The organism is Nocardia sp. NPDC050710, from assembly GCF_040654375.1.
Lineage (GTDB): Bacteria > Actinomycetota > Actinomycetes > Mycobacteriales > Mycobacteriaceae > Nocardia.
In genome coordinates this window covers 1-16,762 of sequence record NZ_JBFAHV010000023.1, presented here as the reverse complement: position 1 = coordinate 16,762, position 16,762 = coordinate 1, and the positions used below count along the sequence as shown (strand labels likewise).

General features: G+C 66.3%; 15 protein-coding genes. 6 read left to right on the top strand and 9 right to left on the bottom strand.

All coding sequences use genetic code 11. The features are described from left to right. Window positions 1-84: 84 nt before the first annotated feature. From AB0H61_RS30365 to AB0H61_RS30350, 4 genes are read right to left on the bottom strand one after another with little or no spacing between them, the layout of a single operon-like run. The gene (locus tag AB0H61_RS30365; RefSeq protein ID WP_357311116.1) at window positions 85-1,776 is read right to left on the bottom strand and encodes an ABC transporter ATP-binding protein; all 1,692 of its coding nucleotides are present in this window, start codon (window positions 1,774-1,776) and stop codon (window positions 85-87) included. Between the two features lie 8 nt (window positions 1,777-1,784). Continuing rightward, window positions 1,785-2,741 carry an ABC transporter permease gene (locus AB0H61_RS30360; protein WP_357311114.1) on the bottom strand — a complete coding sequence of 319 codons (957 nt, stop codon included), beginning with the start codon at window positions 2,739-2,741 and terminating at the stop codon, window positions 1,785-1,787. Then, a complete protein-coding gene (locus AB0H61_RS30355) occupies window positions 2,734-3,660 on the bottom strand; it encodes an ABC transporter permease (protein ID WP_357311112.1) in 927 nt (308 codons plus the stop codon). Before AB0H61_RS30355 ends, AB0H61_RS30360 begins: the two co-directional genes overlap by 8 nt. Before the next feature lie 60 nt (window positions 3,661-3,720). After that, complete coding sequence (locus AB0H61_RS30350; protein WP_357311110.1) at window positions 3,721-5,328, bottom strand: ABC transporter substrate-binding protein; 1,608 nt, start codon at window positions 5,326-5,328, stop codon at window positions 3,721-3,723. A gap of 397 nt (window positions 5,329-5,725) precedes the next feature. Here AB0H61_RS30350 and acs point away from each other — a divergent pair, with 397 nt between their 5' ends. The 4 genes from acs (at window position 5,726) to AB0H61_RS30330 (ending at window position 10,728) form a co-directional block, all read left to right on the top strand. Next, window positions 5,726-7,681 carry an acetate--CoA ligase gene (gene acs / locus AB0H61_RS30345; protein ID WP_357311108.1) on the top strand — a complete coding sequence of 652 codons (1,956 nt, stop codon included), beginning with the start codon at window positions 5,726-5,728 and terminating at the stop codon, window positions 7,679-7,681. 183 nt (window positions 7,682-7,864) lie between these two features. After that, window positions 7,865-9,097 (top strand): Na+/H+ antiporter NhaA, encoded by a 1,233-nt coding sequence (gene nhaA, locus AB0H61_RS30340; protein WP_357311106.1) that lies wholly within the window; start codon window positions 7,865-7,867, stop codon window positions 9,095-9,097. 106 nt (window positions 9,098-9,203) lie between these two features. After that, a complete protein-coding gene (locus tag AB0H61_RS30335; protein WP_357311104.1) occupies window positions 9,204-9,716 on the top strand; it encodes a phage holin family protein in 513 nt (170 codons plus the stop codon). 76 nt (window positions 9,717-9,792) lie between these two features. Then, window positions 9,793-10,728: an alpha/beta hydrolase gene (locus AB0H61_RS30330; protein ID WP_357311102.1), complete on the top strand. Its 936-nt coding sequence runs from the start codon at window positions 9,793-9,795 to the stop codon at window positions 10,726-10,728. A 100-nt stretch (window positions 10,729-10,828) separates the two neighbouring features. Here the strand turns inward: AB0H61_RS30330 and AB0H61_RS30325 are convergent, their stop codons facing one another. The 4 genes from AB0H61_RS30325 to nth all read right to left on the bottom strand — a co-directional run bounded on the left by AB0H61_RS30325 (window position 10,829) and on the right by nth (window position 14,214). After that, complete coding sequence (locus AB0H61_RS30325; protein WP_357311100.1) at window positions 10,829-12,022, bottom strand: MarP family serine protease; 1,194 nt, start codon at window positions 12,020-12,022, stop codon at window positions 10,829-10,831. Beyond that, complete coding sequence (locus tag AB0H61_RS30320) at window positions 12,019-12,738, bottom strand: CoA pyrophosphatase (protein WP_357311098.1); 720 nt, start codon at window positions 12,736-12,738, stop codon at window positions 12,019-12,021. Before AB0H61_RS30320 ends, AB0H61_RS30325 begins: the two co-directional genes overlap by 4 nt. 70 nt (window positions 12,739-12,808) lie before the next feature. Next, on the bottom strand, window positions 12,809-13,429 hold the full coding sequence (locus AB0H61_RS30315; RefSeq protein WP_357311096.1) for a TlpA disulfide reductase family protein: 621 nt from the start codon (window positions 13,427-13,429) through the stop codon (window positions 12,809-12,811). 5 nt (window positions 13,430-13,434) lie between these two features. Then, window positions 13,435-14,214 carry an endonuclease III gene (nth, locus tag AB0H61_RS30310; protein ID WP_357311268.1) on the bottom strand — a complete coding sequence of 260 codons (780 nt, stop codon included), beginning with the start codon at window positions 14,212-14,214 and terminating at the stop codon, window positions 13,435-13,437. Between the two features lie 145 nt (window positions 14,215-14,359). On the opposite strand from nth, the gene AB0H61_RS30305 reads away from it, so the two are divergent. Beyond that, complete coding sequence (locus tag AB0H61_RS30305; RefSeq protein ID WP_054816820.1) at window positions 14,360-14,602, top strand: hypothetical protein; 243 nt, start codon at window positions 14,360-14,362, stop codon at window positions 14,600-14,602. A gap of 162 nt (window positions 14,603-14,764) precedes the next feature. Then, window positions 14,765-15,439, top strand: a complete 675-nt coding sequence (locus AB0H61_RS30300; protein ID WP_011206875.1) for a Crp/Fnr family transcriptional regulator — start codon at window positions 14,765-14,767, stop codon at window positions 15,437-15,439. A gap of 62 nt (window positions 15,440-15,501) precedes the next feature. On the opposite strand, the gene AB0H61_RS30295 is transcribed toward AB0H61_RS30300, so the two are convergent. Continuing rightward, a complete protein-coding gene (locus AB0H61_RS30295) occupies window positions 15,502-16,293 on the bottom strand; it encodes an MBL fold metallo-hydrolase (protein ID WP_357311093.1) in 792 nt (263 codons plus the stop codon). Window positions 16,294-16,762: the final 469 nt, after the last annotated feature.

Here is a 16,762-nt window from a genome sequence, read left to right as displayed (position 1 = left end):
CCGCCGAAACGGCAGGGGGACTACCGCTTTCGGCCGCCACCGAGACGTGATCGGCCCGGATCGGTCTTCCGCGGGTGTTTCCGCTCAGCCCACCAGCAGCTCCCGCCCCGGGATCGCGTCGAGCAGTCGCCGTGTGTACTCCTGCTGCGGATTATCGAAGACCTCCGTGGTGGTCGCGGCCTCGACCACCCGGCCCTGCTGCATCACCAGCACATCGTCGGCGATCTGCCGGACCACCGCGAGGTCGTGGGTGATGAACAGGTAGGACAGCCCGAGCTCGGCCTGGAGATCATTGAGCAAGTTCAGGATCTGGGCCTGCACCAGCACGTCGAGCGCGGAAACCGCCTCATCGCAAACGACCACTTCGGGGGACAGCGCGAGGGCCCGGGCGATAGCGACGCGCTGGCGCTGCCCGCCGGAGAGCTCATTCGGGTAGCGGCGCAGCACCGTCGACGGCAGCGAAACCTTGTCCAGCAGTGCGCGAACCGCCGCCTCACGCTCCTTGGCGGTTCCGATCCGATGCACGCGCAGCGGCTCCTCGACGGTGCGGAAGATCGAATACATCGGATCCAGCGAACCGTAGGGATCCTGGAAGATCGGCTGTACTCGACGTCGGAACGCGAACGCGCCCTTGCGATCGAGCTTCGCCACATCCTGGCCGTCGAAGGTCACCGATCCGGAGCTGGGCTCGAGCAGCCCGAGCACCATCTGCGCCACGGTCGATTTCCCGGAACCCGACTCGCCGACGATCGCGGTGGTCGTTCCACGTGCGAGCCGGAACGAGACCTCGTGCACGGCGGTGAAATCCGACGACTTCCACGGCTTGGCGCCGCGTATCGGAAATACCTTGGTGAGGTCGCGCGCTATCACCACGTCGTCGGGCACCACCGCCAGTTCGGCATCGGATTCCGCCGCCCGTTCGGCCACCTGTACCGCCTGCTCGCGGATATCGGCGCGCTGATGCACCGAGGAGAGCCGCTGCGAGGCGAGCGAGGGCGCCGAATTCACCAGCTTCTTGGTGTAGGTGTGCTGCGGTTCGCGCAGAATCTTCAGCGCCGGACCGGATTCCACCACGCGCCCGCGATACATCACCACCAGGTGCTCGGCCCGCTCGGCAGCCAATCCCAGGTCGTGGGTGATCAGCAGGACCGCGGTACCCAGCTCGCCGGTGAGCCCGTCGAGATGGTCCAGGATCTGCCGCTGCACGGTGACATCGAGCGCGGAGGTCGGCTCATCGGCGATCAATAGTTTGGGCCGGCACGACAGTCCGATGGCGATCAGCGCCCGCTGGCGCATACCACCGGAGAATTCGTGCGGATACTGATTCACCCGCCGCGTCGCATCGGACATGCCCGCCTCTTCGAGCAGCTCGATCGAGCGCTGTTCGGCCGCGCGTCCCTTGGCGATGCCATTGGCCTCCAGGGTTTCCCGGATCTGGAAGCCGATTTTCCACACCGGGTTCAGATTCGACATCGGATCCTGCGGCACCAGCCCGATTCCGTTGCCGCGCATCGCGAGAACGTCCTTCTTCGATGCCTTCGTCAGATCCTTGCCATCGAACAGGATCGAACCGGAGGTGACCTGCCCGGTGCCGGGCAGCAGGTCGATAATGGCGTGCGCGGTGGTGGATTTCCCGGAACCGGATTCGCCGACGATCGCGACGGTCTGGCCCGGATACACGGCCAGATTCACATCCCGCACCGCGGGCACCCGCTTGCCCTCGGAGGTGAAACAGACATTGAGATCCTTGATTTCGAGCAGCGGATCAGTCGACATCGCAGCGGTCACCTTTTCCTCGCCTTCGGATCCAGCGCGTCACGCAGCGCATCGCCGAGCATGATGAAGCTGAGTACAGTGATCGCCAGGGCGGTCGCCGGGTAGAACAGGATGGCCGAGGTGCGGATCTCGGTTTTGCCCCTGGCGATATCGGCGCCCCAGGACACGATGTCGGGCGGGAGTCCGACCCCGAGGTAGGACAGTGTCGCCTCGGTGACGATGAAGACGCCGAGCCAGATGGTGGTGACCACGATCAGCGGCCCGGCGGCGTTCGGCAGCACATGGCGGACCAGGATGCCGAATCGCGACACCCCCAAGGCCTTCGCCGCGGTGACGTACTCGCTGTTCTTCGCCTCGATCACGGCGCCCCGTGCGATGCGGGCCGCCTGCGGCCAGGTGAACGCGGCCAGGATCACGATGACGCTGAACATCGTCGCGGGCCGCAACATCTGGAGCAGCACGATGGCGGCGAGCACCATCGGGATGGCATAGAAGACTTCGGCGATCCGCGAGACGAACGAATCCAGGGCTCCGCCGTAGAACCCGGACAGCGCGCCGAGCGTGCCGCCGATCGAGACGAACAGCGCCGCCGCACCCAATCCGACGAGCACCGAAGCCCGCGCGCCGTAAATGGTCCTGGCGTAGACGTCGCAGCCCTGCTTGTCGAACCCGAACGGATGGCCCGCGCGCGGTTTGTCCATGCCGTATTCGCCGATGCACAGGCGCGGGTCCTGATCGGTGAACAGGGTGGGCCACAGCACGACCAACACCACCAGCCCGATCAGCAGCACGGCGGTCAGGAAGATCGGATTACGCCGCAACTGCCGCCACGCATCACCCCAGATGCTGGTCGGGGCGCCGGATTCCACGACCCGGTCGGTGGCGAGTACCTCCACCTCGTCCGGCGGAGCGACGAAATACTCCTGGCCGCGCCGGGCGGGCGCGGTCTTGTCGAGGTCAGGCATAACGGATCCTCGGGTCGAGCGCGGCGTACAGCAGATCGACGAGCAGATTGGTGAGCAGGAAGATCACCACGAGCACCGTCACGAAGGAGACCACTGTCGGCGGTTCAACCCGGATGATCGCCTGGTACAGCTTGCCCCCGACGCCGTTGATATTGAAGATGCCCTCGGTGACGATGGCGCCACCCATCAGCGCGCCGAGATCGGCGCCGAGGAAGGTGACCACCGGGATCATCGAATTGCGCAGAATGTGTACGGTGACCACGCGGCGACGCCCGAGCCCCTTGGCGGTAGCGGTGCGCACATAATCGGCGGACATATTCTCCGCCACCGAATTCCGGGTCAGCCGCAGCACATAGGCAAACGACAGCGACCCCAGGACGATAGCCGGGACAAGCAGTTCACCGAAGCTCGCCTGACCGGTCACGGTCACCGGCGCGATCCCCCATTTCACGCCGAGCAGGTACTGCGCGAGATAGCCGACCACGAAGATCGGGACGGCGATGATGACCAGGCTGGCGACCAGCATGGTCGAATCGAACAGCTTGCCCTTGCGCAACCCGGCGATCAGGCCGAAGGCGATACCGAACACACCTTCGATGAGGACCGCCATGAATGAGAGTCGGATGGTGATCGGGAAGGCCCTGGCCAGCTCCTCGCTGACCGGCCGACCCGAGAACGCCGTCCCGAAGTCCAGTGTGACAATGCCTTTCAGGTACAGCAGGTATTGCACGATGAACGGCTGATCGAGGTGATAGCGCGCCCGCAGCTGCGCCTCGACCGCGGGCGTCAGCGGTTTCTCACCGGCCAGCGCCTTGATCGGATCACCCGGGATCAGGAAGACCATCGCGTAGATGAGCAGCGTCGCGCCGAGGAAGACCGGAATCATCTGAAGCAGGCGCCGCACGACATACCAGGTCATGTTGCCTCCGGAATGTGGTGAGCCGAGCCGCCTTTCGGGCGGCCCGGCTCGGTGGGGCGGCTACTTTTCGATGTTCTCGAAGTCGAATAGCCCGTTCCAGGCGAGATCGGCCTTCTTCGTCTTCTCAGAGCGTCCGGCGACGCCGACGTAGTCGAGCACCGGAATGTCGGCCATATCGCGGATCAGCAGGGTCTGGGCCTGCGCGACGATCCGGTAGGACTCCTCCTGGGTCGGCGCGGCGAGCGCGGCGTCGAGCAGGCGGTCGAATTCCGGGTTGTTGTAGTTGACGTTATTGGTCTCGGAGTAGCTGTAGTACTGCGAGGTGAGGAATTGCAGCATAGTCGGGTAGTCACCCTGCCAGCCGTAGCGGAACGATTTGCCGATGCTCTCGGCGTTCACCTCGTCGCGGATGTTCTTGAACGTGGGGTACGGAACGGCGACGGCCTCGATCCCGAGGGTGTTCTTCACGCTGTTGGCCACCGCCTCCGTCCATGCCTGATGGCCACCGTCGGAGTTGTAGGCGATTTCGTAGCGGCCCGACCAGGGCGATATGGCGTCGGCCTGCGCCCAGATCTTCTTGGCCTCATCGGGGTTGTATTTGAAGACCTCGGATCCGGGCAGATTTCCGTTGAAGCCGGGCAGGGTGCTGGCGGTGTAGTCGCGGGCCGGGATGCGGGTGCCGTGGAAGATCTTGTCGCAGATCTGTTCCCGGTTGATGGCCATCGAAATGGCGCGGCGGCGCAGCAGGCCCTCCTCGCCCGCGAAGTGCGGGACGTTGGACTGGACACCGATATGCTGGTTCTGCGCGGTGGGCTTGGTGATCGCGCGGTCGCCGAGATCCTGCTTATAGACCGCCAGAGCGCTGTCGGGCACGGTATCCAGCGCGTCGAGGTTGCCCGCCTGCAAATCCGCGTAGGCGGTGTCGAAGGATTGGTACATCACGAACCGCAGGCCCTTGTTCTTGGCGGGACGGCCACCGGGATAGTCCGGGTTGGGTTTCAGATCGATCCGGGTGTTGTGCTGCCAGGCGTCGGGAGTGGCGAACATGTAGGGGCCGTTGCCGATCGGGCTCTCCCCGTACTTCTTCATATCCTGGAAGGCCACCTCGGGTAGCGGGTAGAACGGCGCGTAGCCGAGTTCGCTCTCGAAATCGATGGAGGGCGCCTTCAGCTCGACCGTGAAGGTGCGGTCGTCGACCACCTTCAGCCCCGACATAGTCTGCGCGGTGGGTTTTTCCGCAGAGACCTCGTCGAAGCCGAGGATCGGGGTGAAGACATAACTCTGCAATTGCGCGTTGGTGCCGAGCGCGCCGTAGTTCCACGCGTCCACGAACGACTTGGCGGTGACCGTCGTCCCGTCGGTGAACTTCCAGTTCGGTTTGATGGTGATCCGGTAGTTCTTCCGATCCGTGGTGACGATCGACTCGGCCATCTCGTCATGTGCCGTGCCGGTGGCGTCGTAGTACTTCAGTCCGGCCCACAGCCGGTCGACAACCCGGCCACCCATATTCTCGTTGGTGTTGGTGGGTACCAACGGATTCTGGGGCTCGGCACCGTTGGTGGTGACGATATCGGCGTCGGCACTGTCGTCCGACGAACAGGCGGACAACCCGAGGCTTGTGGCCAGCAGTACTGCCGCGGTCAGCGCGATTGCTCTGTTGAATCTCAACGCGTTCTCCCGATTTCGGTATCGAGCGGACCCGCGACGCACGCATCGTCACACACCAGCGCACCTCGATTCGATCCGCCCAGGAATGCATCGGAGGTTAACCACCCGAGACAGAGCTGTCATCGGATCGACAAAGGTTCGTTCCACTTGTTACCAATCCGGCAACACCACAGAAACACGAAAAAGTTCACGCGGAAATCACCGAACTACCGCAACATTGCCTTCATCGAGGCCACCCGGTATCCGGCGTGCGTAGCGTCGCGCCACCCGGCTCCCGCTGGATGAGACGGTTTGGAAACCCGGTGGACACACCCGACGCGGTGTCAGTCACAGTTGGATACTGTCGAACCGGCTGCGTCGAATCGTGCGCTCAGGCTACGTGGAAAGAAGAGACGAGATGACCGAAACCACCGCCGATCACAAGGACTCGTACCCACCGAACCCGGAATTCGCCGCTCGAGCGAACGCCGATGCCGCACTGTACGAGCGGGCCGCGGCCGATCGCGACGCGTTCTGGGCCGAACAGGCGAACCGCCTGCATTGGCAGCAGCCGTGGTCACAGGTGCTCGACTGGTCGGACGCGCCGGTGGCGAAGTGGTTCGTCGACGGCAAACTCAATGTCGCCTACAACTGCGTGGACCGGCATGTGCTCGACGGCCACGGCGACCAGGTCGCCATCCACTGGGAGGGCGAACCCGGCGACTCCCGCGACATCACCTACCACGAGCTGCTGGCCGATGTCAGCCGCGCCGCCAATTACCTCACCGAACTCGGTCTGGAGGCGGGCGATCGGGTTGCCATCTATATGCCGATGGTGCCGGAGGCGATCGTCTCGATGCTCGCCTGCGCCCGGCTCGGGCTGACCCACTCGGTGGTATTCGCGGGCTTCTCCCCCACCGCGCTGCGCCAGCGCGTCGACGACGCCAGCGCCCGGTTGGTCATCACCACCGACGGGCAGTGGCGCCGTGGCAAGGCAGCCCCGCTCAAGGCCGCCGTCGACGAGGCGCTCCACGCCGATGGCGAAAATGGGCACGGTGTCGAGCACGTGCTGGTGGTGCGTCGCACCGATACCGAGGTGCCGTGGACCGAGGGCCGCGACCTGTGGTGGCACGAGACCGTCGCGCAGGCCTCCCCCGAACACGAGGCCGAGGCCTTCGATGCCGAACATCCGCTGTTCATCCTCTACACCTCCGGCACCACCGGAAAACCCAAGGGCATTCTGCACACCTCGGGCGGCTATCTGACCCAGGCGTCCTACACCCACCACAATGTCTTCGACCACAAGGCCGGACAGGACGTGTACTGGTGCACCGCCGATATCGGCTGGGTCACCGGACACAGCTACATCGTCTACGGGCCGCTGTCCAACCGGGCGACCCAGGTGGTCTACGAGGGCACGCCCAACTTCCCCGACGAGCACCGGCACTGGCAGATCGTCGAAAAGTACGGCGTCACCATCTATTACACCGCGCCCACGCTGGTGCGAACCTTCATGAAGTGGGGGCGCGAGATCCCTGCCGCACACGATCTGTCCAGCATCCGGCTGCTCGGTTCGGTGGGCGAGCCGATCAACCCGGAGGCGTGGCGCTGGTATCGGGAGGTCATCGGCGGCAACCGGACGCCCATCGTGGACACCTGGTGGCAGACCGAAACCGGCGCCATCATGATCTCCCCGCTACCCGGCGTCACCGCCGCCAAGCCCGGCGCCGCCATGACCCCGCTGCCCGGCATCTCGTCCCAGGTGGTGGACGAGGAGGGTAAGCCGGTGCAGCTCGGTGAGACCGAGGCCAACGGCTACTTGGTGCTGGATCAGCCGTGGCCGTCCATGTTGCGCGGCATCTGGGGCGATATGGAGCGCTACCGAGCCACCTACTGGGAGCGCTACGCCGAGCAGGGCTGGTATTTCGCCGGTGACGGCGCCAAGCTCGACGCCGAGGGCGACTTGTGGGTGCTCGGCCGGGTGGACGACGTCATGAATGTCTCGGGCCACCGCATCTCCACCGCCGAAGTCGAGTCCGCGCTGGTCGGACATTCCGGCGTGGCCGAGGCCGCGGTGGTCGGCGCCAGCGACGCCACCACCGGCCAGGGCATCGTCGCCTTCGTTATCCTCACCGCCGAGGCCGAGGACACCGGCGACGCGCTGGTGGACGAGCTGAAGGCGGAGGTCTCCCGCGAGATCAGCCCGATCGCCAAGCCGCGCGAGATCCATGTGGTGCCGGAACTGCCCAAGACCCGCAGCGGCAAGATCATGCGTCGCCTGTTGCGCGATGTGGCCGAGGGCCGCGAATTGGGCGATACCTCGACGCTGGTCGACCCGAACGTCTTCGAGGCGATCCGGGCGGGCCGCGGCTGACACCGCGAGGCGCATAGACCCTACGGCCGGTGACGGGATTTGTCACCGGCCGTATCCGTTAGGATTACGTAAGGCGCGCCGGGAAGTCTGGTCGGCATACGGCCGTGTACCCCGACATCCGATTCGGTATCTGATTCGAGGCTGCACGTCCGCGGACTCGACCACCCTGCCGAAAGGTCTCCCGTGATCAGCCAAGTGCGCTCCGAGCTGACCCGATACCTGCGTACCGAAACCGTCGGTGGCGCACTTCTTCTCGTCGCCGCGGCAGCGGCGTTGTTATGGGCCAACTCGCCGTGGGGCGACAGCTACGTCACCATGACCGAAACGGTGCTGCCGATCAAGGCGCTGCACCTGGAACTCACCCTCGCCGACTGGGCCAAGGACGGCCTGCTCGCCGTCTTCTTCTTCGTCGCGGGTCTCGAACTCAAACGCGAACTCGTCGTCGGTGAACTCGCCGACGGTAAACGGGCCGCACTGCCGATCATCGCCGCGGTCGGCGGCGTGCTGACGCCGGCGCTGATCGCGTTCGTCGTCGGCTTCGGAACCCCCGGCATAGACCGCGGCGGCTGGGCCATTCCGGTGGCCACCGATATCGCCTTCGCGCTGGCCGTACTCGCGATGACCGGCTCCCGCATTCCGGCGAGCGCACGCGTATTCATGCTCAGCCTCGCGGTAGTCGACGATCTGCTCGCCATCATCTTGATCGCGGTGCTGTTCACCACCGCGCTGTCCGTGTTGTGGTTGCTGGCCGCCGTCGCCTGCTTCGCGGGCTGGGCGCTGGCCCAGCATCGGCGCATCCGTACACCGCTGGTGTACATTCCGCTCGCGCTGACAGCCTGGTATGCGCTGCACGAGGCGGGTATCCATCCGACGCTGGCCGGTGTCGCGCTCGGTCTGTTGACCCGCGCCGAAAAGGATCCGGGCGAGGACCGAGCGCCCGCGACCAGGCTGGAACATCTGGTGCAGCCGATCTCGGCCGGACTGTGCGTACCGCTGTTCGCACTGTTCGCCTCCGGAGTCCCGTTGGATGCCAAGGTGTTCGGTGAACTGTTCACCGACAGGCTGTCTCTCGCCATCATTCTCGGCATGCTGCTCGGCAAGACCATCGGAATCTTCGGGATCAGCTGGCTGGCAATCCGGTTGGGCGTCGCGAAACGGCCCGCCGGTCTCGGCTATCGGGACATGTTCGCCCTGTCGGTGCTCGGCGCCATCGGGTTCACCGTTAGCCTTCTTGTGGCGGAACTCGCGCTGGCCGATGTCGGCGACGGCTCCGCCGTCGAATTGGCGAAGGCCGCGGTGCTGGTGACGTCAATGGCGGCGTCGCTCGCCGGTTCGGCGCTACTGTTGCGGCGTGGGCGCGTTCATCAGGCGCAGCGCGACGCGGGTGCGCTACAACCGGAAGAGGGCGCCGCGTGAGCGACGGGTCCGAAGATGGTGGCTTGCGTAACCACGCAGGGCACCGGGAGCGCCGCAGATGGAATGGAGTCGAGGTAGTGCCGGGACAGGGAGAAGGGTCGACCAAGTGAGTTTCACCCAAGGCGGTAATGGGTCACAGCGTGGCAACGGCGCCGATGCGCACCACCGGTCGCTGACCTCCATTCCCCTGAGCGACGCCAACCCGATCGGATCGGCGAGCTTCGGCAGCCTGGTCCGCGACGCCACCGAGCAGATGTCGACGCTCGTGCGGGCCGAGGTGGAGCTGGCCAAGGCCGAGGTGACCGGCGAGATCAAGAAGGGGCTGCACGGTAGCGTCTACTTCATTCTCGCGCTCACCGTGCTGCTGTTCAGCTCCTTCTTCTTTTTCTTCTTTCTCGGTGAGCTGCTCGATATCTGGCTGGCGCGCTGGGCGGCCTTCCTGATCGTCTTCCTGCTGATGGTGGCGACGACCGCGCTGCTGGCGCTGCTCGGCTACCTGCGGGTGAAGAAGTTGCGGGCGCCCGAGAAGACCATCGACTCGCTGAAGCAGGCGCGCAATGTGCTGCCGAGCGGATTCGGCGCGGGCGCGCACGAGGAACGCCTCACGCTGGAGAAGTGATGTCGCCGCACCGTCATCCGGGCCAAGCGCCTACAGCGCGCGCACCCCGACCGCCCGCGCACTAGGCTCGGTCGGCGTGTCGTCGAACTTGCCTCCGGATCCGTCCACCGTCCGTTACGACGGACCGTGGACGCATCGGGACGTTCGAGCCAACGGCATTCGATTCCACGTGGTGGAGGCGACGCCGGATCGGCAGGACGGTCCACTGGTGGTGCTGCTGCACGGGTTCGCGGACTTCTGGTGGTCCTGGCGGCATCAGCTGACCGGCCTCGCCGAACTCGGCTTTCATACGGTCGCGGTGGATCTGCGCGGCTACGGCGACAGCGACAAACCACCGCGCGGCTACGACGGCTGGACGCTGGCCGGCGATATCGCCGGACTGGTCAGGGCGCTCGGATACACCGAAGCCACCCTGGTCGGGCACGCCGAGGGTGGGCTGGTCTGCTGGACCACCGCGGTATTGCATCCGCGGCTGGTGTCGTCCATCGCGCTGGTGAGCTCCCCGCATCCGGCGGCGCTCAAGGCCGCGGTGCTGCGCGACGGCGGTCAGCGACGGGCCTGGCTGCCCAACTTCCTGCGCTACCAATTGCCCAGATACCCCGAACATCTGCTCACCGCACGAGACGGATTCGAGGTGGAGCGGCTGCTGCGGCAGCGATGCGGCGGGGCCTGGTCCGGCACCGCCGAATTCGTCGATACCGCCCGGCGCATGCGTTCGGCGATCCAGATTCCCGGCGCGGCGCACTGCGCGCTGGAATATCAGCGCTGGGCGTTCCGCAGTCAGTGGCGTCCGGACGGCCGCCGGTTCATGGCGACCATGCGCGATCCGATCGATATCCCGGTGCTCGCGCTGCGCGGCGAGGCGGATGATTACCTCATGCGCGCGACCTTCCACCGCGGGCAGCAGTGGTCGCCACGGCGGCGGCTGGTCACCATTCCCGGCGCGGCCCATTTCGCGCATCAGGAGAATCCGGACGTGGTGACCGCGGAGTTGGCGAAATTCCTCGCCTGATCGGTCCGTTGTTGCCGATCGTAGATCCGTATGGATCTCAGGCGATTCCGATCAGACCGTAAGTGCCGTCGGCAGTGTCGACTGCCGACGGCCCTTCGACTCAGCTCAGAACACAGGCTCCGGTATTGATCGGCGCCGTCGCGCCGATCGCGGCCTCCAGATCCGGGCGGACCTCGTCCAGGGTCAATACGTAGCCGGTGTCGTCATCGGTCACCGCGGCGCCGAATACCACGCCGAGCACCTGACCCTCGGTATCCACCAGCGGTCCACCGGAATTGCCGGCGCGAACCAGCCCGCGCACCGTATAGACCTCGCGCTCCACCGTGCCGTTGCGGTAGATGGTCGGTCCGGTCAGGTCCAGCGTCTCGCGCACCCGGGCCGCGCTGGCCGTGTACGGACCGCCGCCGGGGTAGCCGAGCACGATGGCACTCTCGCCGGAACGCGCGGGCTCCGGCGCCCGCGGCACCACCGGTGCGGTCAGGCCGGGTACCGCGAGCACCGCGACGTCCTTGGACGGATCGAACAGCACCACGGTCGCGTCCAGCGGACCGCGCGGGGTATCAACGGCGACGCTGGTGGTACCCGCGACCACGTGGGCATTGGTCATCACCCGCTCCGGCGCGATCACGAAGCCCGAACCCTCCAACGCCCGCTGGCAACTGGGTGCCACACCGCGAATACGCACCACGCTCTGCTGCAGCGAGGCGGCGACCGGGCTGGCCAGCACGCTCGGATCCGGCGGCTCGACGGCCGCGATAGGCGCACGGCCGAACGGGCCGATGACATCCGGCAGCCCCGAGGTGTTGAGCAGCTTGGAGAACTCGTTGGGAACTCTGCGCAGCCAATTCGGCGCGACCTGGTTGACGTCGGTCAACACCCTGGAGCCATTGATCGCGGTCGCGATCGCTGGCTGCGACGAGGTGGCCAACGGCAGCGCGAGCAGCCATGCGGTAACCAGCACGGCCACCGCTTGCAGCACCGCGCCGACCACGCTGTCCACGCTGCGGGTGAACGGGTGCCGCATGCTGCCGCGGGCCGCGCGGCCGAGCACCATGCCCGCGACCTCGCCGACGATCACCAGCAGCACGATCAGCAGTACGCCGGTGAGCACCCGTTTCCGGCCCGCGTCCACGTGGACGAGAATGTGCGGGGCGATCAGGATGCCCGCGACCGCACCGAGCACCACGCCGAGAAAGGCCAGCGCCGAGGCCACCGCGCCCTGCCGCCAGCCGGAGGAGGCGGCGAGCAGCGCGAGCAGCACCACCGCGATATCGAGCCAGGCCGAGGAGCTCATAACGTCATTCCCACGGCCGCCAGCGAGGATTCCAGGTCACGCACGTCGTTGTGGTCCCATTCCAGTTCCCAGCCCGCGGCCTTGAAGATGCCCGCGAGAATTCCTCCGGTGAGCCCCCAGACCAGCAGGCCGTCCACCTGGAACGCCGGGCTCTGATAGCCGAGGCTGCCGCGCACCTGGAAGCGGTTGGCCGGGTCGAGCAGTTCGGCCAGCGGCACCCGCACCACCCGCTCGGTCTCGCTCTGATTCACCACCCGCACCTCACTCGGCGTGCGCCAATAGGCGATCACCGGGGTCACATCGAATCGGGACGGTGGCACGAACAGTTTCGGCAGCACCGCCAGCGGTTCGATGCCGGATCGCTCGAGGCCGGTCTCCTCGTGGGCCTCGCGCAGCGCGGTATCGATCGGGCCGGTGTCACCCTCGTCGACCTCGCCGCCGGGGAACGCGACCTGCCCGCGATGCTGCCGCATGGTCGACGCACGCTGGGTCAGCAGCACGTCGGCGTCGGCGGGCAGCTCGCCCGGGGTATTCGGATCGCCTTCGAGCGCGCCGCCGAACAGCACGAGCACGGCGGCCTGGCGCGGCTCACCCTTGATGGTCATCGCACGGCGCAGTGCCCGCGCCAGCGACAGGGTCTCGGAGGCGTCGCCCGAGCCGGGTTCTACGACGCGGCGCAGCCACGGCGGGATATCGGAGGGGGCGGGCGTGGTCATGCCACCCCCTCGGCCGTGTCGACCCCGGTGAACGTGGGCACCATCACCTCCGCAAACGAGACAAGCACTGTCATGCCGCGACCCCAAGGCGTGCCGCCACGGTATCGGCGATGTCGTCGACGCTCGTGAACGTCCGCACCACTACCTCCGCCACGGACCCGTCCGGACGCAGCAGCACCGAGATCGGCAGCACGGCGGGCGCACCGACGGCGGTGCGCACCCGGGCGTTCGCATCGAGCACGCCGGGCAATCGCACATCCAGCCCGGCCGACCGGGCCAATGCCTTGGCCTCATCCGGATCGCTGTGCACAGTCAGCACGGTAACCGCGCCACCGGCCCGCTGGGCGTACTGCTGCATATACGGCAGTTCCTGCGCACACGGTCCGCACCAATAGGCCCACAGGTTGAGCAGCGCCGGCTTTCCGGCGAGCGCGGCGGCCAGGTCGACCGGTTCACCGTCGGCCAGGCACCCGAGGGTGATACCTGCCAGCGGACCGCTGCCGACGGCGCCGGCGGCGGGCCGCGGGCAGGGCGCCAATCCCGCCTCGGCTCGCAGTTCCCCGGAGATCTGCGAGCTAACCCGCGCCTGATGATCGGGAGCCGGATCCTTCGATTCGCGCGGCCACAGCGCGACCGCCAATGCCACCACCGTGATCACCCCCGCCAACGCCAGCCGAACCGCAACGGGCACCCGTGTCACCTGCCGACCATCCCGAGCAGATGCTCGCGCTCCGGCCCCTTCACCAGCTTGGCTGCGGCGTCGGGGTCGGTCGGCCCGATCCCGAACGAGGGGCAGTCATCGGCCAGCACGCAGATCCCACAGGCCGGCTTGCGGGCATGGCACACCCGCCGACCGTGAAAGATCACGCGATGGGACAGCAGTGTCCACTCCTTGCGTTCGATGAGCTCGCCGACGATGTGTTCGACCTTCACCGGATCTTCCTCGGCGGTCCACTGCCAGCGGCGCACGAGGCGACCGAAATGGGTGTCGACGGTGAGGCCGGGAACCCCGAAGGCGTTGCCGAGAATGACATTGGCAGTCTTGCGGCCGATGCCCGGTAACTTCACCAGTTCTTCGATCGTGTGAGGCAACTCACCATCGTGATGTTCCAGCAATGCCTGCCCGAGGCCGATGAGCGAGCTCGTCTTGTTGCGGTAGAAGCCCGTCGGCCGGATGTATTCCTCCAGTTCGGCGCGGTTCGCCTCGGCATAGGCGCGGGCGTCGGGGTACTTCGCGAAGAGTACTGGGGTGGTGAGATTCACTCGCTCGTCGGTGCACTGCGCGGAAAGTATTGTGGCGACCGCCAATTCGAGCGGAGTGGTGAAATCCAGCTCACAGTGCGCATCGGGAAAAGCACGGGCGAGAGTGCGGTTCATCCGGCGCGCCCTGCGGACCAGCCCGAGCTGGGTTTCCGCTTGTCGCGCCCGGGATTTCCGTTTCGGGGCCGCCTTCGCGGCGGGTTGCGAATCGGTCACCTCGGCGGCGGGCACAGGCCCGCTGACAGCGTCGGTGGAGGGGGTGACACGCACGCGTCCACCATACGGAACTGGTAGCCGACGGTGCCCGGTCAGATCGACTGCCGTGTTCCATCTGAGACCTTCACAGTGTTTACTCCTCGATATGCAAGGACTCGCTGTGGTGCTCTTCCCAGTGGTGTTGATGCTGTTCGCACTGCTTATGGAGCGGGTCGAGAATCGGCTCCGCAAACTTCTCGAACCCGAGCCAGAGGTTCAGCAGTACCTGGACAACGCAAGCAACGCCGAGGTCAAGGAGCTGACCAAGCTCGGACTGCCCGCGGCGGTAGCCAGGATGCGCAAGCGCCGGTCGCGGGGTGAAGAATTGGATGTCGCCCGGGCCAGCTGAGTTGCGGCCCACCCAAACGTTGCCTGCCCTACCTCCAGCACACCACGCAATTCACTCGTTACGTGGTGTCTGTCACTACGCGATCACAACTCCGCGTAGACTGCGCTGTTGGCCGAATCGCTTCGGTCCAGGACAGAGCCATTTCCCATAAGGAGCACATTCGTGGACGAGGCCCTCGCCAGAGCAGGCATCTTCCAAGGCGTTGAGCCCACCGCGGTGGCGGCACTCGCCAAACAGCTGCAGCCCGTGGATTTTCCACGCGGTCATGTCATCTTCAATGAGGGTGAGCCCGGCGATCGGCTGTACATCATCACATCCGGCAAGGTGAAGATCGGCCGCCGTTCCCCGGACGGCCGCGAAAATCTGCTGACCATCATGGGCCCGTCGGATATGTTCGGCGAGCTCTCGATCTTCGACCCGGGCCCGCGCACCTCGACCGCCACCACGGTGACCGAGGTACGCGCCGTGACGATGGACCGGGACGCACTCAAGTCCTGGATCGATCAGCGACCCGAGATCGCCGAGCAGTTGCTCCGGGTGCTTGCCCGGCGTTTGCGCCGTACCAACAACAACCTGGCCGACCTCATCTTCACCGACGTCCCCGGCCGGGTCGCCAAGGCACTGCTGCAGTTGGCCCAGCGGTTCGGCACCCAGGAAGCGGGCGCGCTGCGGGTCACCCACGACCTCACCCAGGAGGAGATCGCCCAGCTGGTCGGCGCCTCTCGCGAGACCGTGAACAAGGCCCTGGCCGACTTCGCGCACCGCGGCTGGCTGCGGCTGGAGGGCAAGAGCGTGCTGATCTCCGACTCCGAGCGTCTCGCCCGGCGCGCACGCTGACGGCATAACGAAACCCGCGGGTTCAGCGCTCCACTGAACCCGCGGGGTTTCGGTGCGTGTTGCTATCCCTCGATGCGCAAGTACTCGAGCTGGGCCTGCACCGAACTTCGGGCAGCCAGCCAGAGTCTCTTGTCGACATCGGCGTACACCTTGCGTACCACCGCCATCGCACCCGCGTCCGGGCCGAGCTCGCGAAGCGCGGCCCGGACCTGATCGAGACGCTCCTGGCGGTGCTTGATGTAGTACCGGGCGACCGGCTCCAGATCCGGGTGGTCCGGACCGTGCGCGGGCAGCAATGCCTTACCCGCGCCCGCCGCGACCAACTTGTCGAGCGAGGCCAGATAGTCTGCGAGGGTGCCGTCGCTGGAATCCAGCACCGTGGTGCCGGAACCGAGGATGGTGTCGCCGGTCAGCACGGCATCGTCGAGTACGAAGCTGACCGAATCACCGGTATGCCCGGGGGTCGGGAGCACCCCGATATCGAGCCCGGCGGCCTCGATCTTCTCACCATCGGTCAGCGGCGCGTCCGAACCGTGCAGAAATGCGCGGTCCTGCGCGCGGACCGGCGTCCCGGTCAGCTTGATCAGCCGTTCGATGCCGCCGGTGTGATCGTGATGCCGGTGCGTGATGAGGGTGAGCGCGATCCGGCCGTCGGTGGCCCTGGCAATGGCCTCGACGTGCGCCTTGTCCTTCGGTCCCGGATCGACCACCACATAGTCCGACTCACCGGGCGCGCGCAGCAACCAGGTATTGGTGCCGTCGAGGGTCATCTGGCCCGGGTTGTTCGCCAGCAGCACCGCCGCTGTCGGAGTCACTTGCCGTAGCTGCCCGTACGCGGGATGAGTCAGCGTCATCGCATTACCTCGGTTCACCTGTCTGTCAAGCGTATTCAACGCTAATGCGCCGACTCGACCGGCGCATCCAGCGCCCCCCGATGCAACACCACCACTCCCCCCCGCGATGCAACCCCACCATCCGCATCTTCGCAGCCCCGCCCGAAGCGAGCCTTACAAGCGACCCGTTCGCGACCATCCCGCCGCCGAGCGACCGAAGCACATGCGACCCTGTCACGACCTACTCAGCCCCGCCCGAAGCGAGTCCTACAAGCGACCCGATCGTGGCCGACTCGCTACCGAGCGACCGAAGCGCACGCGATGAAGTCGCGAGTCTCGGCCGCTCGGACGCAACATCTATAGGCAGCGAACCTGCGCCCTAACTGTCCGTCCCCGACCCGGCCCCGCACGGAGCGAGTCTTACGAGCGACCCGTTCGCGGCCGTCTCGCTGCCGAGTGGCCGAAGCGCATGCGACGAAGTCGCAAGTCT

Bases quoted from the DNA above. Each gene is read 5' to 3' on its own strand.
- AB0H61_RS30365 (WP_357311116.1), bottom strand. From the start codon at position 1,776: ATGTCGACTGATCCGCTGCTCGAAATCAAGGATCTCAATGTCTGTTTC.
- AB0H61_RS30360 (WP_357311114.1), bottom strand. From the start codon at position 2,741: ATGCCTGACCTCGACAAGACCGCGCCCGCCCGGCGCGGCCAGGAGTAT.
- AB0H61_RS30355 (WP_357311112.1), bottom strand. From the start codon at position 3,660: ATGACCTGGTATGTCGTGCGGCGCCTGCTTCAGATGATTCCGGTCTTC.
- acs (WP_357311108.1), top strand. From the start codon at position 5,726: ATGACCGAAACCACCGCCGATCACAAGGACTCGTACCCACCGAACCCG.
- AB0H61_RS30325 (WP_357311100.1), bottom strand. From the start codon at position 12,022: ATGAGCTCCTCGGCCTGGCTCGATATCGCGGTGGTGCTGCTCGCGCTG.
- AB0H61_RS30320 (WP_357311098.1), bottom strand. From the start codon at position 12,738: ATGACCACGCCCGCCCCCTCCGATATCCCGCCGTGGCTGCGCCGCGTC.
- AB0H61_RS30305 (WP_054816820.1), top strand. From the start codon at position 14,360: ATGCAAGGACTCGCTGTGGTGCTCTTCCCAGTGGTGTTGATGCTGTTC.
- AB0H61_RS30295 (WP_357311093.1), bottom strand. From the start codon at position 16,293: ATGACGCTGACTCATCCCGCGTACGGGCAGCTACGGCAAGTGACTCCG.